This is a genomic window from Rhizobium arsenicireducens (assembly GCF_964021225.1).
In genome coordinates, this window is record NZ_CAXHYK020000001.1 from 832,105 (window position 1) to 855,882 (window position 23,778).

At 60.4% G+C, this 23,778-nt stretch carries 23 protein-coding genes; 6 read left to right on the forward strand and 17 right to left on the reverse strand.

Annotated features, from left to right (window positions below):
- Window positions 1–32: 32 nt before the first annotated feature.
- The 4 genes from ACWPVA_RS03945 to ACWPVA_RS03960 all read right to left on the reverse strand — a co-directional run bounded on the left by ACWPVA_RS03945 (window position 33) and on the right by ACWPVA_RS03960 (window position 2,923).
- Window positions 33–1,196, reverse strand: a complete 1,164-nt coding sequence (locus tag ACWPVA_RS03945; protein ID WP_454286433.1) for a PQQ-dependent sugar dehydrogenase — start codon at window positions 1,194–1,196, stop codon at window positions 33–35.
- A 94-nt stretch (window positions 1,197–1,290) separates the two neighbouring features.
- Complete coding sequence (locus tag ACWPVA_RS03950) at window positions 1,291–1,470, reverse strand: hypothetical protein (RefSeq protein ID WP_454286434.1); 180 nt, start codon at window positions 1,468–1,470, stop codon at window positions 1,291–1,293.
- Complete coding sequence (locus ACWPVA_RS03955) at window positions 1,460–1,852, reverse strand: hypothetical protein (protein WP_454286435.1); 393 nt, start codon at window positions 1,850–1,852, stop codon at window positions 1,460–1,462. Before ACWPVA_RS03955 ends, ACWPVA_RS03950 begins: the two co-directional genes overlap by 11 nt.
- A gap of 153 nt (window positions 1,853–2,005) precedes the next feature.
- The gene (locus tag ACWPVA_RS03960) at window positions 2,006–2,923 is read right to left on the reverse strand and encodes an EAL domain-containing protein (RefSeq protein WP_454286436.1); all 918 of its coding nucleotides are present in this window, start codon (window positions 2,921–2,923) and stop codon (window positions 2,006–2,008) included.
- Between the two features lie 229 nt (window positions 2,924–3,152).
- On the opposite strand from ACWPVA_RS03960, the gene ACWPVA_RS03965 reads away from it, so the two are divergent.
- Window positions 3,153–4,355 (forward strand): pyridoxal phosphate-dependent aminotransferase, encoded by a 1,203-nt coding sequence (locus tag ACWPVA_RS03965; RefSeq protein WP_454286437.1) that lies wholly within the window; start codon window positions 3,153–3,155, stop codon window positions 4,353–4,355.
- Window positions 4,356–4,432: 77 nt separating this feature from the next.
- Here the strand turns inward: ACWPVA_RS03965 and ACWPVA_RS03970 are convergent, their stop codons facing one another.
- On the reverse strand, window positions 4,433–5,638 hold the full coding sequence (locus ACWPVA_RS03970; protein ID WP_454286438.1) for an OpgC family protein: 1,206 nt from the start codon (window positions 5,636–5,638) through the stop codon (window positions 4,433–4,435).
- Between the two features lie 422 nt (window positions 5,639–6,060).
- Between ACWPVA_RS03970 and ACWPVA_RS03975 the strand changes: the two genes are divergently transcribed.
- Window positions 6,061–6,327, forward strand: coding sequence for a DUF2188 domain-containing protein (locus ACWPVA_RS03975; protein WP_454286439.1), 267 nt, complete (start codon window positions 6,061–6,063; stop codon window positions 6,325–6,327).
- Here the strand turns inward: ACWPVA_RS03975 and ACWPVA_RS03980 are convergent.
- The 5 genes from ACWPVA_RS03980 to trxB all read right to left on the reverse strand — a co-directional run bounded on the left by ACWPVA_RS03980 (window position 6,324) and on the right by trxB (window position 10,690).
- A complete protein-coding gene (locus tag ACWPVA_RS03980; protein ID WP_454286440.1) occupies window positions 6,324–6,800 on the reverse strand; it encodes a bleomycin resistance protein in 477 nt (158 codons plus the stop codon). The two genes, ACWPVA_RS03975 and ACWPVA_RS03980, sit on opposite strands and share 4 nt — an antisense overlap.
- A 165-nt stretch (window positions 6,801–6,965) precedes the next feature.
- Entirely contained in the window at window positions 6,966–8,066 is a 1,101-nt protein-coding gene (locus ACWPVA_RS03985; protein WP_454286441.1) for an alkene reductase, read from the reverse strand.
- A gap of 61 nt (window positions 8,067–8,127) precedes the next feature.
- The gene (locus ACWPVA_RS03990) at window positions 8,128–8,421 is read right to left on the reverse strand and encodes an ArsR/SmtB family transcription factor (protein ID WP_454286442.1); all 294 of its coding nucleotides are present in this window, start codon (window positions 8,419–8,421) and stop codon (window positions 8,128–8,130) included.
- Window positions 8,422–8,798: 377 nt separating this feature from the next.
- Entirely contained in the window at window positions 8,799–9,695 is an 897-nt protein-coding gene (locus ACWPVA_RS03995) for a LysR family transcriptional regulator VtlR (protein ID WP_454286443.1), read from the reverse strand.
- 20 nt (window positions 9,696–9,715) lie between these two features.
- Window positions 9,716–10,690: a thioredoxin-disulfide reductase gene (trxB, locus tag ACWPVA_RS04000; protein ID WP_454286444.1), complete on the reverse strand. Its 975-nt coding sequence runs from the start codon at window positions 10,688–10,690 to the stop codon at window positions 9,716–9,718.
- Between the two features lie 223 nt (window positions 10,691–10,913).
- On the opposite strand from trxB, the gene ACWPVA_RS04005 reads away from it, so the two are divergent.
- A complete protein-coding gene (locus tag ACWPVA_RS04005) occupies window positions 10,914–11,381 on the forward strand; it encodes an Lrp/AsnC family transcriptional regulator (RefSeq protein WP_454289522.1) in 468 nt (155 codons plus the stop codon).
- Between the two features lie 225 nt (window positions 11,382–11,606).
- A complete protein-coding gene (locus tag ACWPVA_RS04010) occupies window positions 11,607–12,275 on the forward strand; it encodes a glycosyltransferase family 29 protein (protein WP_454286445.1) in 669 nt (222 codons plus the stop codon).
- 134 nt (window positions 12,276–12,409) lie between these two features.
- Here the strand turns inward: ACWPVA_RS04010 and ACWPVA_RS04015 are convergent, their stop codons facing one another.
- Window positions 12,410–13,441 (reverse strand): polysaccharide pyruvyl transferase family protein, encoded by a 1,032-nt coding sequence (locus tag ACWPVA_RS04015; protein ID WP_454286446.1) that lies wholly within the window; start codon window positions 13,439–13,441, stop codon window positions 12,410–12,412.
- Between the two features lie 379 nt (window positions 13,442–13,820).
- On the opposite strand from ACWPVA_RS04015, the gene ACWPVA_RS04020 reads away from it, so the two are divergent.
- Window positions 13,821–14,552, forward strand: a complete 732-nt coding sequence (locus ACWPVA_RS04020; RefSeq protein WP_454286447.1) for a hypothetical protein — start codon at window positions 13,821–13,823, stop codon at window positions 14,550–14,552.
- Between the two features lie 6 nt (window positions 14,553–14,558).
- Here ACWPVA_RS04020 and ACWPVA_RS04025 read toward each other — a convergent pair whose 3' ends face one another.
- The 5 genes from ACWPVA_RS04025 to ACWPVA_RS04045 form a co-directional block, all read right to left on the reverse strand.
- Window positions 14,559–15,377 carry a glycosyltransferase family 25 protein gene (locus ACWPVA_RS04025; RefSeq protein ID WP_454286448.1) on the reverse strand — a complete coding sequence of 273 codons (819 nt, stop codon included), beginning with the start codon at window positions 15,375–15,377 and terminating at the stop codon, window positions 14,559–14,561.
- Window positions 15,378–15,381: 4 nt separating this feature from the next.
- Window positions 15,382–16,446 (reverse strand): glycosyltransferase family 4 protein, encoded by a 1,065-nt coding sequence (locus ACWPVA_RS04030; RefSeq protein ID WP_454286449.1) that lies wholly within the window; start codon window positions 16,444–16,446, stop codon window positions 15,382–15,384.
- A gap of 24 nt (window positions 16,447–16,470) precedes the next feature.
- On the reverse strand, window positions 16,471–16,947 hold the full coding sequence (gene greA / locus ACWPVA_RS04035; RefSeq protein WP_454286450.1) for a transcription elongation factor GreA: 477 nt from the start codon (window positions 16,945–16,947) through the stop codon (window positions 16,471–16,473).
- A 134-nt stretch (window positions 16,948–17,081) separates the two neighbouring features.
- A complete protein-coding gene (locus ACWPVA_RS04040; RefSeq protein ID WP_454286451.1) occupies window positions 17,082–18,371 on the reverse strand; it encodes a T6SS phospholipase effector Tle1-like catalytic domain-containing protein in 1,290 nt (429 codons plus the stop codon).
- A gap of 93 nt (window positions 18,372–18,464) precedes the next feature.
- Window positions 18,465–18,914, reverse strand: a complete 450-nt coding sequence (locus ACWPVA_RS04045) for an SRPBCC domain-containing protein (RefSeq protein ID WP_454286452.1) — start codon at window positions 18,912–18,914, stop codon at window positions 18,465–18,467.
- A 299-nt stretch (window positions 18,915–19,213) separates the two neighbouring features.
- On the opposite strand from ACWPVA_RS04045, the gene ACWPVA_RS04050 reads away from it, so the two are divergent.
- Entirely contained in the window at window positions 19,214–20,062 is an 849-nt protein-coding gene (locus tag ACWPVA_RS04050) for a DMT family transporter (protein WP_454286453.1), read from the forward strand.
- 70 nt (window positions 20,063–20,132) lie between these two features.
- On the opposite strand, the gene carB is transcribed toward ACWPVA_RS04050, so the two are convergent.
- Window positions 20,133–23,615 carry a carbamoyl-phosphate synthase large subunit gene (gene carB / locus ACWPVA_RS04055; RefSeq protein WP_454286454.1) on the reverse strand — a complete coding sequence of 1,161 codons (3,483 nt, stop codon included), beginning with the start codon at window positions 23,613–23,615 and terminating at the stop codon, window positions 20,133–20,135.
- Window positions 23,616–23,778: the final 163 nt, after the last annotated feature.

The following is a 23,778-nucleotide window of genomic DNA, read 5'->3' on the forward strand; positions in this document are numbered from 1 at the left end:
GGCCACGATGCGCAACTATCGTTGGTCTGAGCTTACTGTGTTGTGGCGCGGCTTATGCGCAGGAGCTGACCGTCTACCTCGTCGGTCACGAGCAGGATCGCGCCGTCCGGCGCAACCTTCACGTCGCGCAGTCGGCCGTAGGATCCCTCCAGCAGACGTTCTTCGCCGAGGATCGCGCCGTTCTCGTCACGCTCGATACGCGCCAGCAATTCATACTTGAGCGCCGCGACAAGGAAGTCGCCTTCCCATTCGGGGAACATCGCGCCGCGATAGATATCGATGGCACCTGGCGCGATGGAGGGATCCCAATAGTGGATGGGCTGCTCATAGCCCTCGGACGACTGGCCAATGCCGATTTCCGCGCCGGAATAATGCTTGCCGTAAGAGATCACCGGCCAGCCGTAATTGCTGCCTGCCTTGAGCACATTGATCTCGTCGCCGCCGCGCGCGCCGTGCTCGACGGTAAAGAGCGCACCGTCGGAGGGATCAATGACAATACCTTGGGGATTGCGGTGACCGACCGACCAGATTTCGGCCAAGCCCGCGGCGCCACCGAACGCATTGCCATCTGCCGGCGTGCCGTCCGGATTGACGTGTAGGATCGAGCCGGCGTGATCCTTCGGATCCTGGGCGCGCTCCATTTCGCCACGGTCGCCTATGCCGAAGAACAGGGTGCCGTCCTCGCCAATCGCAATGCGCGAGCCGAAATGCTGGCTTGTATTGGTGAAGCGGTTCATCGCGAACAACTGCTCGACTTCATCCAGTTTCGTCTCATCGTCAGAAAGCCGGCCAGCGAAAAGTGCCGTGCCCTGTCCACCATCCCCCGGCACCGAGGCCGTGAAATAGAGCTTTCGGCTCGACACGAAATCTGGCGACAGGGCAATGTCGAGCAAACCGCCCTGGCCGCCGACGAAGAGTTCCGGCAGGCCGGCAATCGGCGGCGATGCCATGCCGTCGCGCACGACGCGCATCCGACCAGGGCGCTCGGTGACGATATAGGCCCCATCGGGAAGCGCCTCCACAGACCAGGGATGTTCTAGCCCGCCGACGATTTGGGTAACCTCGATCTCAACCTTCTGGGTCGCGATGCGCTCGGCGGCAAGCGCTGGCACCGCAGCCAGCGCGGCGGCAAGGCCGATGAGGGCGATCGACGGGACCGTGCGCACGGGGTTTGCTGCTGCTTTGCACTTTGCCATGTCAGAAGCTCCTGTTATTCATCGAACTATCTGGGGAGCGATGGCGCTTTAGCAAGTGCCGCTGACATGAACGTGAGAACAGAGCGTGCCGTTGCTAGTCGAAAAAGGGCGCATCGTTCGTCCAGACCGGCACCGGGTGCTCAGCCTTGGCTTTCAGATAAAGACCATCGGCGATCAGGATAAAACCGCCGATCGAGATGGCCGCGATCAAGACGGCGAAGGCCCGCTCGGCCGGTCCGAGGCGGCGCCAGAGCGGAGGGCGCCTAGACCCCATGGCGCTTCACCTTCACGTCCAGCATTTCTTTCAGGCTGCGGCGCCAGAGGGCCAGGCTGCCGGCGGCCATCGCGGCGAAACAGAGCATCATCAGGCCTAGCAGAATGTAGCGGTCGGCAAGGGTCTCGGTCGCGAAGTAGGGCAGTCGGATGGGGTGGGTGATCATAAGGGGTGCGACGACCGGCGTAGAAGCTGTCGCCATCGGGTCTACACTAAGAAGGCTCTCCGCCGCCGGTGTAGAAGCTGCCGCCGCATGTCCGGCAACTGCGAGGCCTGTCAGCATTGTGGTGTTCGCCAGCATGCCGAAAAACACGAGACGACCGCGTTGGACGATTCGATGGAACCAGGGACGCGCGTGTGAGATATCGTCTTCCGGAAACATTCGTCTTTCCTCGCATTTCAAGGGTCTAATGCGAGGAGAAAAGTCTTGTTTCTGGGCTTCTCGGGGACCGAATTACGGCATCAACCGGTATTTATCGTGACGATGTCAGGGCAGGATCATTCCTTCGGGACACGATGCCTGCGGCGTGATCCCTTAGCGCCTTTTGCCGAATATGCGGGCTGGACGCGGCAGACTTTCTCTACGTGGAGTCACTGTCATGTGCGGCTGAGCCTGTCCTTGCGCGGGGGAGTTGGCGGCGGGCTCCCCCGGCGGCAGAAGCATTTCGGGGAACTCGGCGTTGAAATCGGTCGGCGCCAGCTGCGGCCGGGCGAGGGCATAGCCTTGCAGCAGGGTTACGCCGAGTTCGAGGCAGAGGTCCACTTGCCAGGTCTCTTCGAGCCGCTCGAAGATCGGCTCGATCCCTTCTTCCTGCAATTGGCGCACGATGACCCGCAGCAGGGCGAACCCCGCTGAGTTGTGGAGGTAGTCACGAACCCAGTCGCCGTCGAAGCGAACGAAGTCGGGCCGGAGTGCCAGGACGTCCTGGATGTCGTGCTCGCTTGCCTCGTAATTCGACATGGAGACGCGCAGGCCTGCTTGTCGGAGCTGATCGACAGCGCGTTCGATCACCTTGCCGTTACTGGCGCCCGCAGAGAGGTCGCAAACGATGCGCTCAGGCGTGAGGGCTGCTTCGTGGGCTATGAGACGCATGCGGTCCAACTCGTGGCGGAGTTCCACGGTGCCAGTAAAGAGAAGCGGTTGGAAGCTGACCAGAACATTCGAGCGCTCGCGCCGCAGAAGGCCGGCATTGAGGATGTGAATGCTGCGCAGCAGGCTGTCGACAGCGGGCAGGTCTTGCGGTTCCACCAGAGGAAAGAACTGCGAGGGTGGATAAGTCTCCCCATTGCGTTCGGCTCGCACCAGTCCCTGGAAGGCGTGGATATCGAAGACACCGTCAGCCACTCTTTCGAAAATCGGCTGGAGGGCGGAGCGCAGCACGAAGGGTCCATAGGCGGTCGACCATGCGCCTGCGGCATTGACGAGCTGTGCATAGATGCTGTTCGTGGTCATCGGTTTGGCGCCGTGTTCGCGTCGTGATTGTCTCTTGAAACTCTCGCACGCAAGTTTATCGCGGAAGACTTACCTCCCGATTAAGAAAGACTTAAAAATGAAAACTTCGGCGATTGCCGCCCTTCGGCCGCTTTCCGCTTGAAACGGCGGAGCGATTTCGCCATAGAACTTGAACCTGGGGCCTTGGCCGATCGAGGTTCCGCCGATCAACCGCTTCAGGACAATCACAATGGCATTCATCGCCGACGCTCTATCCCGCGTAAAGCCCTCCGCAACCATCGCAGTCTCGCAGAAAGCCCGCGAGCTGAAGGCCAAGGGGCGCGACGTGATCGGCCTCGGCGCCGGCGAGCCCGATTTCGATACTCCGGACAATATCAAGAAGGCTGCGATCGACGCGATCAACCGCGGCGAGACGAAGTATACGCCGGTTTCGGGCATTCCGGAACTGCGCAAGGCAATCGCCGAGAAGTTCAAGCGTGAGAACGGCCTCGACTACAAGCCCGAGCAGACGATCGTCGGTACCGGCGGAAAGCAGATTCTTTTCAACGCCTTCATGGCGACCCTCAATCCGGGTGATGAAGTCATCGTGCCGGCACCCTACTGGGTGTCCTACCCGGAAATGGTAGCGCTGTGCGGCGGTACGCCGGTGTTTGTGTCGACCAAGCAGGAGAATAATTTCAAGCTGAGCGCCGCGGAACTCGAAAGCGTGATCACGCCGAAGACCAAGTGGTTCATCTTCAACTCGCCGTCCAACCCGTCGGGTGCGGCCTATAGCCATGACGAGTTGAAGGCGCTGACCGACGTGCTGGTCAAGCACCCGCATGTCTGGATCCTGACCGATGACATGTACGAGCACCTGACCTATGGCGACTTCAAGTTCGTCACCCCGGTCGAGGTCGAGCCGAAACTCTATGATCGCACGCTGACGATGAATGGCGTGTCGAAGGCCTATGCCATGACCGGTTGGCGTATCGGCTATGCGGCCGGCCCGATCGAACTGATCAAGGCGATGGACATGATCCAAGGCCAACAGACGTCCGGTGCCTGCTCGATCGCCCAGTGGGCCGCCGTCGAGGCGCTCAACGGGCCGCAGGACTTCATCCCGGCCAACAAGAAGACCTTCGAAGGCCGCCGTGACCTCGTGGTGTCGATGCTCAACCAGGCCAAGGGCATCGTCTGCCCGTCGCCGGAAGGCGCCTTCTACGTCTATCCGTCCTGCGCCGGGCTGATGGGCAAGACTGCTCCTTCGGGCAAGGTTATGGAAACGGATGAGGACTTTGTCAGCGAACTACTGGAATCCGAGGGCGTGGCCGTCGTGCACGGTTCGGCCTTCGGCCTCGGCCCGAACTTCCGCATCTCCTATGCGACGTCGGAAGAGCAGCTGGAAGAAGCCTGCAAGCGCATCCAGCGTTTCTGCGCCGCCTGCAAATAAGCGCTGCAAGAGACGGAATCAGAAAGGGCGGGCCTCGCGGTCCCGCCCTTTTCGTTTCCTTGGTTCCATGCCTTCCTTCAGGTCGCGGCCTTTGGGCGCGGAGCTAGTTTTGCCGGAGCGGAGGCGACACGGTTCCGCTCGCGCCACAACGCCGGCAGGCTCAGGAGTGTCAGCGACCCAAAGGCGATGACCGTTTTGGTCAGATCCGAGAACGCACCGAAACGGCCGTCAATATAGAAGACGCCGTAGACGATGAGGACGTGCCAGACATAGATCTGCAGCGAATGGCGGCCGAGCAGTTGGAGATAGCTCAGCGAGAAAAGGCCGGTGAGCGTCGAGGCGATCTTTCGGATCACTGCATTCTCATGACGCGGGCCGGCAATCAACAGCCAGGCGAGGCCATAGGCGACCGCCGCGAAGTTCAACAGGTACACCGGACCGAAATCGGCTCGGACCTCCATCAAACCGAATTTCTCAAGTACGAAGCCAGGCATCATGCCATGGGCGGTCGCGATGCGCAGGGGCAGGAAAAAGGCACAGACTGCGAGCGTCGCCTTGGCGATGAAATCCTTGCGCGGGTCGAAGAAGCGTGTCCACTCGATCTTCTTCATCGCGGTCAGCGATCCGGCGACAAGGCCAGCGAAGAAGACGATCTGCCAGCCGAACAGGTTGAACGCTGTGCGAATGCCTTCCTTTTCCTCGCCGCCTTTCAGCCAGTCGTTGATAGGATAGGTCACGATGCGCTGCAGGCCGAGCTGGGCTGCCATCCAAAGGAGCACGGATATTATGGCCACGGTCTTCCAGCGGCCCTGAATACAGAGCCAGATGATGGCCGGGGCGAAGAACATGTAGACGATATATTGCGGCAGGATGTCCATGAAGGTCGGCTGGAACAGGAAGCTCGCAATTGTGGCGAGCCGCAGCGGGTCGTCGATGCGGGTTGCTCCGAGCCAGTTCGTCCAGATCGCCGCCGCGCCCGGCAGAAGGAGCTGCAGGGCGAGAATCACCAGCACGATCGCCATCGCATAGCGGTAGAGTTCGAAGACGCGCGACCAGATGCGGTCTCGAGCCGGGCCATAGCCGTCTTTTAGCATCTTGCGGGCATAGACCATGCCTGTCAGCAGACCGGATAGGAAGACAAAGCCCTGCGCATCCTCGACGAAGGCCAGGTTGCGGTGGTTGATCTGGACGAGCCAGAGGCCGCCGGTAAAGACCAGATGGTTGATCAGCATGAAGACCAGAAAATAGCCGCGCATGCCGTCGATAACGTCGAGTCTCTTCAAGTTCGGCTCCCGAGTTTGCCCCCCGCGACCCGCGGGAGCTTTCTGGTCGGGCATCTTGGTGAGAATGGGGCGAGCCATCGACCAAGCTGTGGACCACATCTGGAGAAAGCGGCAAGCGCAGGAAAAGTTCCCCCTTTTCCAGACGGGCAAAGTCGTCAGAGGCCGAGGAATGGGAGCATGATGACGGTGGCTGAGAGGGAGAAATGGGTCATCCCCGCGAAAGCGTTGGCCTCGGCGTCATTGAGGTGAACGCCGCAGCAATCCGCGTGATAACCACTATGACCGGTCTTTGCGGGTGACATCGTCATACCGGTGGAGCAAGTCCGGCGAGGCCGAGCGATTGAATTGATCCCTCCGCTTCGGGTTTGCGGATTGCAGCGCTTGATGCGATACTGAAATCCAGCACAGGAAAGGAGGACATCATGACCAAGGTTGCCTACGAGATCGTTCCCCACGACGGGGGATGGGCCTACAAGCTCGGCGACGTGTTCTCCGAAAGCTTTGCCAGCCACGACGAGGCCCTGGAGGCAGCGCGCATCGTCATGCAGGAGCAGCAGGTTGGCGACGAGCCGGTCAAGATCAGCTATCAGGACGAGAAGGGCAAATGGCATTACGAATACAGTGACGGCGGTGATCGGCCGGAGGTGGAGATCGTTGATCGCTACCAGTCTGATGAGAGGCCGATCTAGCCTATCGTTCGCACGCCCAGTGACTGGGCGAACCGGAGCAGGTAGCCGTCCGGGTCCTGCACGAGGAACTCCTGAGACCCGGTTTCCTCAATCTCACCAATGCGATACCAGCTTTCGCTCGGCTCTTCGAAGAGGGGCCAATCCATTTTACGAAGGGCTTCAAGTATTGATTCAAGATCGTCCGTGGCGATCTGGAAATTGATGCCGCGTCCGAAGGGACGCTCGAGCCGCCCAGTCTGCCAGTTGCCGTTGATTTCACACAGCATGACCTGCGCGCCCTGCCGCTCCAAGTAGGCGAACTTCGCCTGCCGCCGCTCGTAGGCAATGCGAAAGCCGAGGCCGCCGCACCAGAATGCGAGGCTCGCCTCAATGCTGGAGACATCGAGTTCCGGCACGAGCGGCGCAAAGCCGCCGGTGGGGCCGCTGCCGGTTCCCGCTGACGCATCGCGCTCGGTGCGTGAGAGTTCTGTCATCGGCGGAGCCTCATTAAGATAGGTGGTCGCGCCGGCTGGCCACCAGGTCCGGATAGTGCCGTGCCGGTCTGTCCTAGCACATGCCTATGCCACCGCCAAAGGCGAAAGCCCCGCTCTGGGTTGCCAGCGGGGCTTTCGTAGGTCTGAATGTGCCTGGGCGTCGTGTCAGGCGAGCTTCGGATAATTCGTATAGCCTGCGGCTCCGCCGCCATAGAATGTGGCTCGATCCGGTTCGTTGAGGGGGGCGTCCACCTTGAGACGTTCGACGAGATCGGGATTGGAGATGAAAAGCCGACCGAAGGAGACCATGTCGGCCCGTCCGGAGGCGACGGCCGCGATCGCCATGTCGCGATCGTAGCTGTTGTTGACCATCCATACTGCCTTGCCGCCGTTGGCGTGATAGGCCGTCTTCAGCGCCGCCCAATCAAAGGGCAGGTTGTCACGAGGGCCGCCTGTCGCGCCCTCAATGACGTGGATGAAGGCGAGATCAAAGGCAGCAAGCTTCTCCGCCAGTAGATTGAACAACGGCTGCGGATCCGGATCGGATACGTCATTGGCCGGGGTCACCGGTGAGATTCGGATGCCGGTTCGCTCGGCGCCGATCTCCTTGACAATCGTGTCCACCACTTCGATCGCGAAGCGCGTGCGGTTCTCAATCGATCCGCCATAGGCGTCCGTGCGGGTGTTCGAATTCGAACGCAGGAACTGGTCGATCAGGTAGCCGTTGGCGGCATGGATCTCGACGGCATCGAAGCCGGCATCGACCGCGGAACGCGCTGCTCGGCGATAGTCTTCACGGATGCCGGGTATCTCGTCCAGGCTCAGCGCGCGGGGCTCGGAGGTGTCGGTAAAGCCACCAGTGCCGTCGTCGTTGATGATGAATGTCTTTGACTTGGCGCGGATCGCCGAAGGTGCAACCGGCTGGCCGCCATCGGGCTGCAACGAGGTGTGCGATACCCGGCCGACATGCCAGAGTTGCGCGGCAATGCGCCCGCCAGCTTCATGAACCGCCGTGGTGACGCGCTTCCAGCCATCGATCAATTCCGGGAGGTAGAGTCCGGGCACCTGGGCATAGCCCTGGCCTTGCTGGCTGATCGGCGTACCTTCCGAGATCAGGAGACCGGCCGAGGCACGCTGCTGGTAGTAGGTGACATTGAGGTCGTTGGGGACCGCGCCCGGCGAGCGGTTGCGAGTCAGCGGGGCCATGGCGATGCGGTTGGAAAGCGTGATGCGTCCGAGTTGGATCGGATCGAAAAGGCTGGTCATGAATATCTCCAAATTGGCCGGCAGTCTGGGAGGCGATCGCCGGCACCCAGCATCTGGGGCCTCACAGCACCTTGTTCAAGGTGTTGAGGAATGCGCCAATGGTATCGTCGTTGCGACGGTAGAGAACCCACTGGCCGACCCGGATGGACGTGATCAATTTGGCGCGCTGCAGGGTCGCGAGATGAGCGGATACAGTTGACTGCGACAGTCCGCAGCGCTCGAACTGCCCTGCACTGACGCCTAGAGTGAGGGGGTGAGGCTGGGCGGCGAAATGAAGCTCAGGCTCTTTGAGCCATTTCAGCATTTCGATTCTTGCGGGGTGTGCAAGCGCTTTGAGTATCTCTTCCAGATTCATCGGCAGTGATCCGTGTCCGCGTTTGCCATTGCACATAAGGTAGGAATTCGGTGCGTCAACGCACGCACGAGCGAATGATCATGAAAAAGTGTCCAATTTTGGTACAATTCATTCTTGAGTTTTCGCAGGTCGGCGGGATGCTTCTTCGGTTCATGACAAAAAAAGAGGGCCACCGGATTGCTCCAGGGCCCTTTAATTATGAAGGTCAAAAACCTCCAGAGGGGAACAGCTGGTGCGGTGGAACTGGGAGGAAAAAGCCACCGTGTGCATCAGCTATGTGCGATATGGTGGTTTTTTGTGCAGTGAACAATGCATTTTAATGCAGGTCAGATATGCGCCCACCGCAGGTCTTAACTTCTCGTTCTGCGGTGAGCGGCCTAGAAGTTCCAGTTGCGGGCTTTTGCCACGATGAAATCGCGGAAAGCCTTGAGTTTCGCCGCGTTCTTCATCTCTTCCGGGTAGCAGAAATAGGTGTCGAACGACGGCACATCGGCGTTGGTGACAAGCTGTAGCAGCCCCGGATCGCGTCCGACAATATAGTCAGGCAGCATGGCAATACCGATCCCGAGCAGGGCAGCACGCTTGATCGAGGTCAGGCTGTTGATCTGCAGATGTGGTTGGCGAGGATTGTCCGAGGTGCGACCGGCCACTTCCAGCCAATTCACGTCGAGCAGATATCCCGGTGCTGGCTCGCCGAAACTTATGATGCGGTGGTTGTCGAGATCCTCGATCGACTGCGGCTCGCCATAGCGGTTGATGTAGGAGGGGGCCGCGTAGACGTGCATGTGTACGGTGAAGAGCTTGCGTTGGATCAGGTCCGACTGTTGCGGCTGGCGCAGGCGAATGGCGCAGTCGGCGTGGCGCATGTTGACGTCCAGTTCCTCGTTGTCGAGGATCAGCTGGATCGACATATCGGGATAGAGCTGGAGGAACTCCTGGATCTTGTCGGTGAGCCATCCCTGGCCAAGGCCGACGGTGGTCGTGACGCGCAGCTTGCCACTCGGCTTCTCCGTCGTCTCGGTCAGTTGCATCTTGACCGTTTCGAGCTTCAAGAGCACGTCATGGGCGGTGCGATAGAGCAGTTCTCCCTGTTCGGTCAGGATCAAGCCGCGCGCATGCCGGTGGAACAGCTTCACGCCGATCTCCTGCTCGAGTGCGCTGACCTGGCGGCTGATCGCCGACTGGGACAAATGCAGTTTGTCGGCTGCGTGGGTGAACGACCCCGCTTCCGCTGCTGCGTGAAAAATACGCAGCTTGTCCCAATCCAATGGCATGCGCCCCCCTCTTCTGATGGTTATTCCGCGGCTTCGGCCCTGACAGGTGCAGCAGACAAGAAGCGCTCGGCTTCGAGCGCTGCCATGCAGCCCATGCCGGCGGCGGTGACGGCCTGGCGATAGATGTCGTCGGTCACGTCACCGGCGGCAAAGACGCCGGGGACATCGGTGGCGGTCGAATCCGGCGCCGTCCAGAGATAGCCGTTGGACTTGAGCTTCAGCTTGTCCTTGAACAGCTCAACGGCCGGCGCATGGCCGATGGCGACGAACACGCCGTCGATCGGCATGTCGGTGATCGCGCCGGTTTGGGTGTCGCGTAGCTTCACGCCCGAGACGGACGGGGGCATCGGCGGCTTGGCCGGCGTGCCGGTGATCTCCGCCACCTCGGTGTTCCACATCACGCGGATGTTCTCCTTGGCGAACAGGCGCTCTTGCAGAATTTTTTCGGAGCGAAACGAATCGCGGCGGTGAACGACGGTGACCGATTTGGTGATGTGCGAGAGATAGAGCGCCTCTTCGACCGCGGAATTGCCGCCGCCGACAACGATGACGTCCTTGTTACGATAGAAGAAGCCGTCGCAAGTGGCGCAGGCGGAAACACCAAAGCCCTGGAAATGCTGTTCGCTCTCGATGCCGAGCCACTTGGCCTTGGCGCCGGTGGCGATGATCAGCGTGTCCGCAGTCCAGACCTGGCCGGAATCGGTTCTGGCGGTGAAAGGACGGTGCGACAGATCAACTTCCGTCACGAGGTCGTTGATAATCTCGGTGCCCACATGGGTTGCCTGGGCGAGCATCTGCTCCATCAGCCAGGGACCCTGGATCGGATCGGCGAAGCCCGGATAGTTCTCGACGTCGGTCGTGATCATCAGCTGACCACCCTGTTCCATGCCGGCGATCAGTACCGGCTTCAGCATGGCGCGGGCGGCATAGATCGCTGCCGTGTATCCGGCGGGGCCGGAGCCGATGATCAGCACCTTGGTGTGGCGGGCGGTCATGGTGATTCCTTTCGAAGCGGGCAAGAGAGGCGCGATATAGGCGTGCCCGCCGCTTGTTTGTAGCCTCATTTATGATCGGTCTATGCATTTATTCAAGGTCAGCATTGCAATACCAACAAGGCAATGCGTCGCATGGTAATTTTTGTGCTCAAGGTCGACAGATTATTGCCAATCCTGGCGATTCAGCTAGATATCGGGAATATCTGTCATGAAAGGTCAGAGCGTGTTGAGAGCCGAGCTGGACGCCATCGATCTTAAGATCCTCAAGGAGCTGCAACGCGACGGTCGCATGACCAATGTCGAATTGTCGGAACGAGTCGGCATTTCGGCGCCGCCATGTCTGAGGCGCGTGCGCAAGCTGGAAGAAGCGGGCATCATTGAGGGCTATCACGCCATGCTCAACGCCCCGAAGCTTGGTTTCGACCTCGTCGCCTTCTGCATGATCGGCCTCAAACACCAGTCCGAAAGCAATCTGAAGGCGTTTGCCGCTGCCACCGACAGTTGGCCGATGGTGCGTCAGGCCTGGATGGTGTCGGGCGACAGCGACTTCCTGCTGCATTGCGTGGCCGAAAACCTGACCAGGTTCCAGGACTTCGTCATCGAGGTGCTGACGGCGAACGAACATGTGCATACCGTGCGCACCATGCTGACGATCCGTCAGGTGAAGAAAGTGGGGCTGGTGGAAATCTGAGCTTCGAGGACATCCGTCGCTAAACGAGCCGTGAGCAGGAGAGAATGCACCACCGCGAACTGCGCGAGATCCGATATTTTTGGACGCTGTTTGCTTACCGCGGGAGCGTTGTTGACGGGTTTGGTCTAAGTTATGGTCACTGATCGTCGGCTCTTCGCTGACGAGAGCGGAAAAGGCCATGTCGGGCGCTCCGAGAGCGGTGCAATTGCATAAAGAGGTGAGGATTTGTCTATCTGGTCGAACTTTGTTCGGAAGCTTGGAAAGAAGCGTCTCCGCTTCATCGGCAATGTGCGTCGGCTCTTCGGCCTGGAATATAGCTCACCTGTAACCGAGGAAGGCGTTTTCGATTTGGTTCGGGGAAAGCGGGTTGCAGTCGTCGGAAACGCGAAATCTCTTTCTGACACAACCTTTGGAGAAGAGATCGACGACCACGACCTGATCCTTCGCTTCAAATATGCACCAATCCCGTCCACTGCCTCCCACGGCAGCCGCACCGACGTGATCGCCACGAGCGCCATACTGGAACGTTCACTCATGATCGAGCGAGGAGCGAGCCATATTTTCTGGATGTCGCCGCCGCGAAACGCCTTGCCGCGCTGGATCGTGCGATTGCCGTCCTTTTTCCTTTATCCGCGAGCGCGCCATCAGGCCCTATGCGCCAAGGTCGGCAACCCGCGGCCGACAAGCGGGTTGATGGTGATCGACCTGCTCAGCCGTTCGCCGTGCAAATCGGTGGACCTCTACGGTTTCGACTTCTATCAAAGCGGGTCGTTCTCCGGACAGCAGACCAAAGAAACGACACCTCATGACTACGATGCCGAGGAGGACTTCGTCTTGCGCCTAGTGCGTTCGGACCCTCGTTTCTCGCTCCGGCGATCTGAACCGGATGCATAAACAGGAATTCCGCATGAGCCGTGCCATGCAGGCCATGTCATCAAAGCGCGTAGTCGCACTTGGGAGGTGAATCAAAGGCCCGGCCCAGGCCCACTCCGAGTTCCGCAAGGCGCTCGACTAGTACAGGCCGACCCTTAATGGCCACGAGCGGCTATCGCCAGATCGTAGACATGACCAAGGTTGCGATCGGCTGTCGTTATTGCATCTTCGATTGCCTTGGCGATGTTTGTTTTTTCAGTGTCCGAATAGGCCCATTTTGAGGGGGCAATGAGGACCTCATCTAATTGCTCCGAGGAGACAAGCCTTTCCGGCGCAAGTCCAACGTCTCGAATTAGCATTTCTACCTTCCACGAATTTGAATCCAGACCGACAAAGGGGATTCCGGCGGCAAGTGAGATGCAAATGGCGTGGAAGCGACCGGTCAAATGTAATGGGGAGCCATATATATGCTGAATGTAGCTCTTCTCATTTCTTGGGAAGTAAGCATTTCTGTGGAAGAGGCGGAATAGGCCAGCATGGGCGTACCTTAGAGCGGCGCGGGCAGTCTTCACTACAATCGGTTGATAGGGCTTTTTTCCCATAATTGTTGTCGTGATGGGGCAAAACAGAACATCGCGATGCCTTGCAGATAAGTCGATCAACGCCTGCCGCTGGCTACCCAAAACTGAGTCCCCGACGATTATTGGCGGGCAAATTTCGGCACCTTCGACGGGTTCGATTTCTTCGGCAAGCGAAAGGTCGTGCATCCACTCGACCTCCCGCCCGATTAACTCGCTAATTGACGCTGCGCTTCTTGAATCACGCGCTGATATAAATGAGAGTTTCTCGAGATACTTTTTCCATTCAGGAGGATTTTCTTGGTAGATTGCGTTCAGGAGGACGATCGGTTTTCCTCTGGCTGCTTCATGTTCGGTGATTTTCAGCAGGTTTTCACCGTGCACACTTCCGTGATGTAGCGTTCCCTCGCCATTGATAATTATAACGTCAGCTTCGCCGATGCCTTTGAGCAGTCCTGGGTCTAACCACCATTTTGCCTTCAATCCTGCCCGGGCTGAAATTCGAATGCTGTTGGCATTCGCGTGTTTCTCCAGAATTCGAACAACTCTTTGACAACCAAAATGGTTCGTGGTGCTCGTGTCGTTTAGGAGTGCGGCTTTTATCAGCATAGGGAAAAACTATCGTCCCTAGCAATAAGGTCTAAAACATACATCTGCTCAGCCTTGTAATCTTGCGGCGTTGTTTCCAATGTCTGCTCGCCGGTTAGGAATTGGGAAGCGAAAAGGTCAAAGCCATATAGTTCAACCTTTGCCCATTGTGAACGGCAGTTTCGATCGATCAGCATCAGGCCTGTAGTCGGTCGATTGGAGGCACCGTCCACAAGTTCTGAATGGGCTTGTGGATTATGCCCTTCCCGGAAAGACTTGGTCAGGTCGGTCTTCAGCCGTTAACTCCGCCTTCAACATGCCGTGCCGGCATAGATGTGGCAATCATCCCGACTCTCTGTTTATAAGCACACTGGTTCTCCCGATTGAAGAGGGCATCGGCATGCCTCGAAAAAAAAGCAGACTCGAACGGTTGCTGTCGTTCAATCAGCATCGCAAGCGCTGGGGTGCGCGCCGGCATGCGGTAGCGGTCGAGGAATTCGGGGCGCTGAAGTCGACACTGATTAGTGGGGCAGCGGTCACCCAGACGCGTGGCTCGGAGAAATCGCTGGATCAGCATCTGGCCAATCTTCGGTTGGAATTCGTAGGTCAGCCGGAAATCGTCTTCCATCATGCCCGTCTGATCGTGCTGATCCGTCGGGAATTTAATGTCGAAGCGACATTTGCCCAATTCAAGACGCTCTGGGACCAGGAGGCGGCCTTTCTCTGCGCGCATCTGAACCTGCGCTGGCTGGTCTCAGCCTCGGACACCTTTGCCGACCATCATCCCGAAAAGGTAGCAAGGGCGATCGGCATGATGGCCGCAGCATTGGTCAACACCGTGAAGATCTACGAGACAGAGCGGCTGGTTGCGACCGGCGGGCCGACTGTGCCCGATGTGGAAAAGATCGAAAAACTACAGACCGACCTGCTGCCGCTGTTTGAAGGGCTGTCAGGTTTTACGATCGGCACGGACGACACCTTGCGCAACATGCGCTGGCGGCTGGAGCCGTTTTTCGAGGAAGGGGCGGTTGGGCAGATCCTGAAGACCGTCTACGATCGGCTGCAGACCAACGACACCGCCTTTGCGCGGTTGCGTGCCCTGCATCGACGCGAGCGCACCGGCTGGTGGTGAGAGCCGTCAGTTGTCGTTGCGCCAATCCTGAAGATATATGAAATCGCGCGGATCGGGCCGCACCAGGCACCGTTCGGCAACGAGCGCATAGCGGAGCTGCCGCAGCCCCATGCGCAACTGGGCGGCAATGCGCCGGGCCTTGAAGGCGCCTCTCTGTGGCGCGGAGTAATCGGCCGCCTCTGTCGCTGTTCCTCGCGCGGCGTCGATCGATGAGGCGGTCGTGACCGGAACGGGAATGGCATAGGCTGCGCACCGGTCCGTCTGGAGGGCAAGGGCCGGGTCTGCCTGAAAGGCCCGTAAGGCATAGGCGGCGCAAATCACGGCGTCGGCAAGGCCAGCGCTTTCAGCCGTTCGCGCCAGCAAGAGCCGCGCGCCTTCTGGCCAGAGAACATAAGCGGCGGCCCCGGAACGGTCCTGGTAGAGGCGCCGGATGGGAAGGTCATCATCGGCCTGCGGGCGTGCCAGCAGTTTCTTGCGGCCTCGGGTTTCCAGCGTCAGCAGGTCGATGTCCCGGCGATCGGGAAGCCGCCCCAGCAATGTCGGCACCTTGTCGGAGAGCACGGCATCGTCCTCGAGCACAAGCATCGGGGCGTCTGCGGCGGCAATCCTCTCCCATGCGGTGCGATGGCTGAGCAGGCAGGCCTTTTCGGCATCCTTGAGCGGCCGTTCCCAAGTGTCCCAGTATGCGGGCGGCCGCAACGCGGCGGCATCCTCGGCGCGCACGGCCTCCAGCCTGTTGAAGGCAAGACCGAGGCGCTGCAATTGGGCGGCCTGGAAGGCCAAGCGCTCGGTGGCGGCGGCGAGATTGATCACGATCGCCTGCATCGTCTTATCTCCCGGCGCTGTCGTCGGCGAGGCGGGCATAGACCCGTGCAAGTGCCGTAACTTCCCGCTCGATGGCGAAATCCGACAGCACATGGGCCAATGCCTTCGCGCCTTGCGCCTTGAGCAGCGCCGGCGCAGCAAGATAGGGGGCGATGCCGTCGATAAGGGCATCCAGGCTGTCCGACGCAACGACCCGGCCAGTTTCTCCCGGCAGAATCAATTCGCTGAAGGCGCCGACATCGGTTGCTACGACCGGCACGCCGCTTGCCATGGCCTCCAGGGGGGTCAGGCCAAAGCCCTCCCAGCGCTGCGGCGCCACGAACAGGTCGAGCGTGCGGTACCAGTCTGGAATATTGGTCTGCTCGCCAACGAACAGGATGCGTTGGCCAAGGCCTGCCTGTTCGACGCGCTGCTTTAGGCCCGCCTCGAAGGCTGAATGAGCAGCGGTTGCGCGACCGGCGATGACGGCGATCCAGTCCGGATGGTCCGGTAGCAGGCGGATCATCGCATCGACGAAGAGGTCCGTGCCTTTCTGATGACGGACCCGGCCAAAACACCCGACGATGGCTCTGTCTGCGGACAGCCCGAGTTTTTGCCGGGCAGCCGGCTTGTCACCGGAGGGGTGGAACCGGCCGGTATCGATGCCGTGATGGATCACCGTGTGCGGCACGGTGAGGTAGGCGGCCGTCTTGGCGCTGGTGGCGACCACCGCGTCCATCCTGGAAATCAGCCAGCGGGTATAAGCGGTGTGGTGCCGTTGCGATGCCGAGGTGAACAGGAGCTTCAGTGGCATGCGCAGGACGTCGCGCAAGAGACAGCCGAACAGCATCTCGTTGTTGCGGCGAGCATGCCAGACGCGGTACCTCGCGGACTTCGGTCGGCGCCACAGGCCCGCCAGTTGCCACCAGGACATTTTCGGCAGGTCGTCCGGCAGGCCGGGGCCGAGCGTGACGATTCCGTGCCCGATCCGGCGTTGCTCGGGGATGAGCTGCACGACGGTCGAGGTCACGCCGGAAAGGCGCCGCTTGAAATGCGGCGCGATCACCGTGATGTCGTCAAGGGGAGGCAAAGGATGAGCCTTCCGGGCCGAGAATCAGCCCCAGTGGATCGAGAGGATCTCGTAGGCCTTGGAGCCGCCGGGCGCCACGACTTCGATATTGTCGCCGACTTCCTTGCCAATCAGGGCCCGGGCGATCGGTGAAGAGATCGAGATGCGGCCGGCCTTCACGTCGGCTTCCTGGTCGCCGACGATCTGATAGGTCTTGTGCTCCTCGGTGTCCTCGTCGATCAGCTTGACGGTCGCGCCGAACTTGATCGTGGAGCCGGACATCTTCGACAGGTCGATGACTTCGGCGCGCGCGATCAGGTCTTCCAGCTCGCCGACGCGGCCTTCATTGTGGCTCTGGGCTTCCTTGGCGGCATGATACTCGGCATTTTCGGAAAGGTCGCCATGGGCGCGCGCTTCGGCGATCGCCTCGATGATGCGGGGCCGTTCTTCCTGCTGGCGCCAGCGCAGTTCCTCGTTCAGCTTCGCAAAGCCGCTCTGCGTCATCGGTACCTTTTCAACCATGTCATCTTCCTTCGCATTTCATGCCCGCATGGTGCTGGACATAAAAGAAAACAGGTCCCGAAGCGAAGCTACGGAACCGGTTCAAATCAACGATCCGCAAACTATAGCAGATTGGATCGCGCTATTTCCAGAGATTAATTTTTCTCGTCGGTGGAGGGTGCAGCTGACGCACCGGTGAGCGGCCCCCAGGGTGCGATCCGGTATTGGCTCGGCAGGTTCACGGGCCGATAGGGGCTATCAGCCGGCGCTCCATTCAACCGATCGACGACCGATTGATGGATCAGCGCACCTGCCGGGATGAAGCGCGGATCGCAGAGTGGCAGATAGATACCTCCGCCCTTGCCGCCGCGGCGCCAGGATGAGGCGGGAACGCGACGTGGCAAGTATTCGACCAAACGCCACGCGAGGCTCATCGAATCCTGGGCTCGCGCCATGGCGTCGGGTTTGACATAGGGCTTGTTCGGGTTCTTGCCGAGTACGATCTCGTTGACCGTGCGTGTCGCATAGTCGAGCCCCATGGGCTTGGTCTCCTCGATCATCCAGGCCAGAGGCACCTTGATCAGGGCGCTCCTGGCTTCAGGCGATCCGCCTCCGACATCACCATGCACACCGGTGAACCACACTTCCTTGACGTCCTGCGGCACGACCGGCCGGTCCTTTGGCGGCGGGAAGGGGCTTCCCCAGAAGGGCTGGTCCGGTGTCCAGGGTTCCGAGCGATACATGGTCCGGCGTTCGTCGATCGCAATGGCGTGTCGGACCGCGCGGACACTCGGATTACGGTGGGTGAACGGATGGGTCTTCAATTTCAGGCCGATCTTGCCGGATTCGATCACCGAGGCGACGGTGTCGAACAGGCCGAGCAGTTCAATCGCCGGGCGATGGCCCTTGAGAGTGCGCTCGTAGAGGCGCATGTCGGCAAAAGCCGATTTGCCATCGTCCTCAGCGCGGGATTTGTCGATAACGGCCGTCTTGTGGTCGGAAATGCCCTTGTAGGTGCGGTAGGCATAGTCCAACAGGTTGAGTTGCTGCGGACGGATCAGGCCGAGGCTGTGGATGAAGCCGGCCAGAACACGGGCCGTATAGGCGCCACGACTGAAGCCGAAGAGATAGATCCGGTCGTCCTCACCGATCTTCTTGCCGTCCTTGTCGCGGGGTGCGGCCTGGTAGTTCTCGACCAGGAAGCGATAAGCCTGCTTCACGTTGGCGTCAATACCCCAGCCGGTGGCCAGTCCCCAGACTTCCACCGTCTTGCGCCACCCGCGCGACCAGGCGTTGTCCGCCCCGAAAGTGCCGACTCCCGGATCGTAGTAGACAATCTGGTCGTCAGTCTGCCGAAGCGTGCCGAACAGGCGCAGGATATTGGTGCGGTCCGCTGCGATCTCGTTCGATGTTCCGTCGAACAGAATAACGATGTTCTTGGCCAAGGGCGTTTTCCCAACCGCGATAAAACTACTATAGCAGCTGACGCGAATGGTTTCAATTTCAGGTTGATTTTTGCGGGGCTGGTGGGGAGCTTGTCAGTTCCCACCGGCACAGGCCATTCCCAATACCCGCTCCAGCCGGTCGAAATTCTGCTCATTCGCGTAGGCGATAAACTGCCTGAACTGGATATTCTCCTCGTTGGGCTCCATTAGCATGCGCCAAGAAAGGCGCGTCCCGCCGTCTTCTGCGCGAAAATCCATTTCCAGAGTAAAGACATGGATCGGGTCGTGATGGAGCAAAACGATGCGCTCAGGCCTTGCGACTTCCTGAAATGTGGAATGATTGAGGAATTCCGCTCCTTCGTCGCTCTTCATCAGGATGACCCAGCGGCCACCAGGCCTCAGGTCGAATTCATGGATCACATTGGTGAACCCGTCGGGACCCCACCACTGCGCCAGTTTCTTCGGATCGGCAAAGGCGTCGAACAGGGTTGCGGGATCGACACCGAACAGGCGATCATTGAGGATTTCTGTTTTGTCAGTCATGCTTGTGTACCTTTTCCGGCTGCCCAAAGCGTGGTGAGGTCGCCTTCGGATGGGATCGCGGTGCGATCCGCCTCGGTCTCATCTTACCTTCCGTCGAAAACCAGAACGATGCTCCTCGCCATGGACAGAGCCGGTTTGGTGACCAAGCCGATCGTAGCGCGGGACGGCGGAATTCTCAAACGCGGTTGTCGGTGTTTCGACTGGCCAGTTTGGGGGGCGGCGCCGATTGACGAAGCCGCGGTTGGTGCCGATGATGGCACAGTCACGGACGGTGAAGGATCGCGTGCGAGGGAGGTGGCATGAGATCCGTGGTCTGGCTGACAATCGTGGCGATGATCGCTTTCGCGGCAAATTCCCTGCTGGCACGATTGGCGCTGGGGTCCGGTTCGCTGGACTGGGCAAGCTATACGACGCTGCGCATTCTTTCCGGCGCTGCCGTCCTGGTCCTGCTAGCCCGCAGGCGCGACACGTCGGGCGGACCTCGCGCCGGAAGCTGGCCGGCGGCGGCCGCACTCCTTGTCTATGCGCTGGCCTTCTCTCTGGCCTATCTCGATCTCGGTGCCGCGACGGGTGCTCTCATCCTGTTCACTTCGGTTCAGGCGACCATGGTTGGCTATAGCCTGATGCGCGGCGAAAGCCTGACCCTTGCCGAACTGCTTGGCTTTACCATCGCCTTCGTCGCATTCGTCTATCTTATCCTGCCCGGCATCGGCCGGCCGGACCCGGCGGGTAGTCTGTTGATGGCGGTTTCCGGGATTGCCTGGGGGGTCTACTCGCTGAAGGGCCGGGGAGCGGTCAATCCGCTTGCGGCCACGGCGGGCAATTTCCTCTACGCATCGGCCTTGTGTGTGCCGCTCGGGATCTTTGCGCTTGTCGTTGGAACGGCGTCCTGGACCGGTGTTCTTCTTGCGATTTTCTCCGGCGCCGTGACGTCCGGTCTTGGCTACGTGATCTGGTACCGGGCGCTGGCCGGACTTACGAATTTCCAGGCGGCCCTCGTCCAACTCTCGGTGCCGGTCATCGCCGCGGCAGGTGCCATTCTTTTTCTCGATGAGGCGATGACGATGCGGTTCGTGATCTCGGGATCAGCGGTGATTGGCGGCATCGGCCTGGCGATCGTGGCCCGACGGAAGGCGCGGGCTGGTTGAACGGACGGTAAAAGGTCGGCAAGAAAGGCAGGTGAGCCACCTGCCTTTCCGCATGAACCTGTCGTTTCGATCAGAAGTAGCTCTGCAACGGGCGAACCTCGAGCTGGCCCTTCTTCAGCGCCTGGATGGCTTCGGCGGCGGCGAGCGCTCCGGCCATGGTCGTGTAGTAGGGCACCTTCTGCATCAGGGCGGCGCGGCGTAGCGACTTCGAGTCGGAGATCGCCTTGTTGCTGTCGGTCGTATTGACCACCAGCTGGACCTGCCGGTTGCGGATGGCGTCCTCGATATGCGGGCGGCCTTCGAGAACCTTGTTGATCTTGATCGCCTCGATGCCCTGTTCGGCGAGGAAGCGCTGGGTGCCGCCGGTCGCCATGACCTTGAAGCCGATCTCGGTCAGGAGCTTGATGGCGGGCAGGACGCGCACCTTGTCCTCGTCACGGACCGAGACGAAGACCGTTCCGTCACGCGGCAGTTCGACGCCGGCGCCGAGCTGGCTCTTGGCAAAGGCGAGGGCAAAATCGGTGTCGAGGCCGATCACTTCGCCGGTCGAGCGCATTTCAGGACCAAGCAGAGTATCGACGCCGGGGAAGCGGGCGAAGGGGAAGACGGCTTCCTTGACGGCAATGTGCTTGAGGTTGCGCGGATCGGGCTTGGCGCCATAGGCGGCGATCGCGGCATCCAGCTTTTCGCCGGTCATGATGCGCGCGGCGATCTTGGCAATCGGTGCGCCGATGGTCTTGGCGACGAAGGGCACGGTGCGCGAGGCGCGCGGATTGACTTCCAGAACGTAGATAACGCCGTCCTTGATGGCGTACTGCACGTTCATCAGACCGCCGACGTTCAGTGCCTTGGCCATGGCTCGGGTCTGGCGTTCCAATTCGTCGAGGGTTTCGTTGCTGAGCGAGCGCGACGGCAACGAGCAGGCGCTGTCGCCGGAGTGGATGCCGGCTTCCTCGATGTGCTCCATGATGCCCGAGACGAAGACGTCAGTGCCGTCGCACAGTGCGTCGACATCGACTTCGATGGCGTTGGTCAGGTAGCTGTCGAACAAAAGCGGGTTCTTGCCGAGCAGGGTGTTGATCTGGCCGGTCTTGTCGTTGGGGTAGCGCTGCTTGATGTCTTCGGGCACCAGACCCGGAACGGTATCGAGCAGGTAGGACTGCAGCATGCTCTCGTCATGGATGATCTGCATGGCGCGGCCGCCGAGAACGTACGACGGGCGCACGACCAGCGGGAAGCCGATTTCGGACGCGACCAGGCGGGCCTGCTCGACCGAATAGGCGATGCCGTTGTTCGGCTGGTTGAGGTCGAGCTTCATCAGGAGCTTCTGGAAGCGGTCGCGGTCTTCGGCGAGGTCGATCATGTCGGGTGCCGTGCCGAGGATCGGGATACCGTTCTTTTCCAGCGCCTCGGCCAGCTTCAGCGGCGTCTGGCCGCCGAACTGGACAATGACGCCCACCAGTTCGCCCTTTTCCTGCTCTGCGCGCATGATCTCGATCACGTCTTCCGCGGTCAGCGGTTCGAAATAGAGGCGATCCGAAGTGTCATAGTCGGTCGACACGGTTTCCGGGTTGCAGTTGATCATGATTGCTTCATAGCCGGCGTCCTTCAAGGCGAAGGCGGCATGGCAGCAGCAGTAGTCAAACTCGATGCCCTGACCGATGCGGTTCGGACCGCCGCCAAGGATGACGACCTTCTTGCGGTCGGATACCTGGGCTTCCGAACGGGCCTGCCCCACGAATGGTGTCTCGTAGGTCGAATACATATAGGCCGTCGGCGAGGCGAATTCGGCGGCGCATGTGTCGATACGCTTGAAGACCGGGCGTACGTTCAGCGCGTTGCGGATCTCGGCCACTTCCTTCGGACGCTTGCCGGTGAGGCTCGCAAGGCGGGCGTCGGAGAAGCCCATGGCTTTGAGCATGCGCAGATTCTCGGCGTCTTCCGGCAGGCCGTGCTCGCGGATGCGGGCCTCCATGTCGACGATCGCCTTGAACTGGGCGATGAACCAGGGATCAATCTTGCAGCCTTCGTGTACCTCCTCCGGCGTCATGCCGAGGCGCAGCGCCTGGGCGACCATGCGCAGGCGGTCCGGCGTCGGCGTGCCGATGGCGGCGCGGATGGCGTTTTTGTCATCGCTCTCCCCGAGGCCGGGGATCTCGATCTCGTCGAGTCCGGTCAGGCCGGTCTCAAGGCCGCGCAGGGCCTTCTGCAGCGATTCCGCAAAGGTGCGGCCGATCGCCATGACTTCCCCGACCGACTTCATTGCGGTGGTCAGCGTCGGCTCGGCGCCGGGGAACTTCTCGAAGGCGAAACGCGGGATCTTGGTAACGACATAGTCGATGGACGGCTCGAACGAGGCGGGTGTCGCGCCGCCCGTGATGTCGTTTTCCAGCTCATCGAGCGTGTAGCCGACGGCGAGCTTGGCGGCGACTCTGGCGATGGGGAAGCCGGTGGCCTTTGAGGCCAGCGCTGAGGAGCGCGAGACGCGCGGGTTCATCTCGATGACGACGAGGCGGCCATCGGCCGGGTTTACGGCGAACTGCACGTTCGAGCCGCCGGTCTCCACGCCGATCTCGCGCAGCACCGCGATCGAGGCGTTGCGCATCATCTGGTATTCCTTGTCGGTCAAGGTCAGCGCAGGGGCGACCGTGATCGAGTCGCCAGTGTGAACGCCCATCGGGTCGATGTTCTCGATCGAGCAGATGATGATGCAATTGTCCGCCTTGTCGCGGACGACTTCCATTTCATATTCCTTCCAGCCGAGCACCGATTCCTCGATCAGCACCTCGGTGGTCGGCGAAGCGTCGAGGCCCGAGCCGATGATCTCGAAGAACTCCGAGCGGTTGTAGGCAATGCCGCCGCCAGTGCCGCCCATGGTGAAGGACGGACGAATGATCGCCGGCAGTCCAACCTCGTCGAGCGCCTGGGCAGCAACCGCCATGGCGTGGTTCATGTAGCGCTGCTTGCGGTCGGTCTCGCCGAGGTTCCACTGGTTTTCCAGTTCATCGAGCGCCTTGTCGAGTTCGCCGCCCGACAGCGTGGCCTTGAGATGGGCACGGGCCGATTCATGCGTCTTGCGGTCGGCTTCCTTGATGTCGGTGGCATTGGCCAGCATCGACTTTGGCGTTTCGAGGCCAATCCTGGCCATGGCCTCGCGGAACAGCGCGCGGTCCTCGGCCATGTCGATGGCAGCGGGCTTGGCGCCGATCATCTCGACATTGTAGCGGTCGAGCACGCCCATGCGTTTCAGCGAGAGCGCGGTGTTCAGCGCCGTCTGGCCGCCCATGGTCGGGAGCAGCGCGTCGGGGCGTTCCTTGGCGATGATTTTGGCGACGACCTCAGGTGTGATCGGCTCGACGTAAGTTGCGTCGGCCAGGCCCGGGTCGGTCATGATGGTGGCCGGGTTGGAGTTGACCAGGATGACCCTGTAGCCTTCCTCCTTCAGCGCCTTGACGGCCTGTGTGCCGGAATAGTCGAATTCGCAGGCCTGGCCGATGACGATCGGCCCCGCGCCGATGATAAGGATGGACTTGATATCTTGGCGCTTTGGCATGGTCACATTCCGCTTTTCAGGCTGCGCGAAAAGCCGGCCAGGGTGATTTATCCACCGGTCGGGCGCAAGCAGGGTCTTTGAAGGCTAGAAGCGGCTTATAGGGAAATCTTCGCTGCAAACCAACCCCATAAATGAGCACGCGGCAGGAAAGTTGGGGAGGGGG

Excerpts from the sequence above, each read along its gene's own strand:
- ACWPVA_RS03945 (WP_454286433.1), bottom strand. The coding sequence starts at position 1,196 with ATGGCAAAGTGCAAAGCAGCAGCAAACCCCGTGCGCACGGTCCCGTCG.
- ACWPVA_RS03950 (WP_454286434.1), bottom strand. The coding sequence starts at position 1,470 with ATGGGGTCTAGGCGCCCTCCGCTCTGGCGCCGCCTCGGACCGGCCGAG.
- ACWPVA_RS03955 (WP_454286435.1), bottom strand. The coding sequence starts at position 1,852 with ATGTTTCCGGAAGACGATATCTCACACGCGCGTCCCTGGTTCCATCGA.
- ACWPVA_RS03960 (WP_454286436.1), bottom strand. The coding sequence starts at position 2,923 with ATGACCACGAACAGCATCTATGCACAGCTCGTCAATGCCGCAGGCGCA.
- ACWPVA_RS03965 (WP_454286437.1), top strand. The coding sequence starts at position 3,153 with ATGGCATTCATCGCCGACGCTCTATCCCGCGTAAAGCCCTCCGCAACC.
- ACWPVA_RS03975 (WP_454286439.1), top strand. The coding sequence starts at position 6,061 with ATGACCAAGGTTGCCTACGAGATCGTTCCCCACGACGGGGGATGGGCC.
- ACWPVA_RS03980 (WP_454286440.1), bottom strand. The coding sequence starts at position 6,800 with ATGACAGAACTCTCACGCACCGAGCGCGATGCGTCAGCGGGAACCGGC.
- ACWPVA_RS03985 (WP_454286441.1), bottom strand. The coding sequence starts at position 8,066 with ATGACCAGCCTTTTCGATCCGATCCAACTCGGACGCATCACGCTTTCC.
- ACWPVA_RS03990 (WP_454286442.1), bottom strand. The coding sequence starts at position 8,421 with ATGAATCTGGAAGAGATACTCAAAGCGCTTGCACACCCCGCAAGAATC.
- ACWPVA_RS03995 (WP_454286443.1), bottom strand. The coding sequence starts at position 9,695 with ATGCCATTGGATTGGGACAAGCTGCGTATTTTTCACGCAGCAGCGGAA.
- trxB (WP_454286444.1), bottom strand. The coding sequence starts at position 10,690 with ATGACCGCCCGCCACACCAAGGTGCTGATCATCGGCTCCGGCCCCGCC.
- ACWPVA_RS04015 (WP_454286446.1), bottom strand. The coding sequence starts at position 13,441 with ATGCTGATAAAAGCCGCACTCCTAAACGACACGAGCACCACGAACCAT.
- ACWPVA_RS04020 (WP_454286447.1), top strand. The coding sequence starts at position 13,821 with ATGCCTCGAAAAAAAAGCAGACTCGAACGGTTGCTGTCGTTCAATCAG.
- ACWPVA_RS04025 (WP_454286448.1), bottom strand. The coding sequence starts at position 15,377 with ATGCAGGCGATCGTGATCAATCTCGCCGCCGCCACCGAGCGCTTGGCC.
- greA (WP_454286450.1), bottom strand. The coding sequence starts at position 16,947 with ATGGTTGAAAAGGTACCGATGACGCAGAGCGGCTTTGCGAAGCTGAAC.
- ACWPVA_RS04045 (WP_454286452.1), bottom strand. The coding sequence starts at position 18,914 with ATGACTGACAAAACAGAAATCCTCAATGATCGCCTGTTCGGTGTCGAT.
- ACWPVA_RS04050 (WP_454286453.1), top strand. The coding sequence starts at position 19,214 with ATGAGATCCGTGGTCTGGCTGACAATCGTGGCGATGATCGCTTTCGCG.
- carB (WP_454286454.1), bottom strand. The coding sequence starts at position 23,615 with ATGCCAAAGCGCCAAGATATCAAGTCCATCCTTATCATCGGCGCGGGG.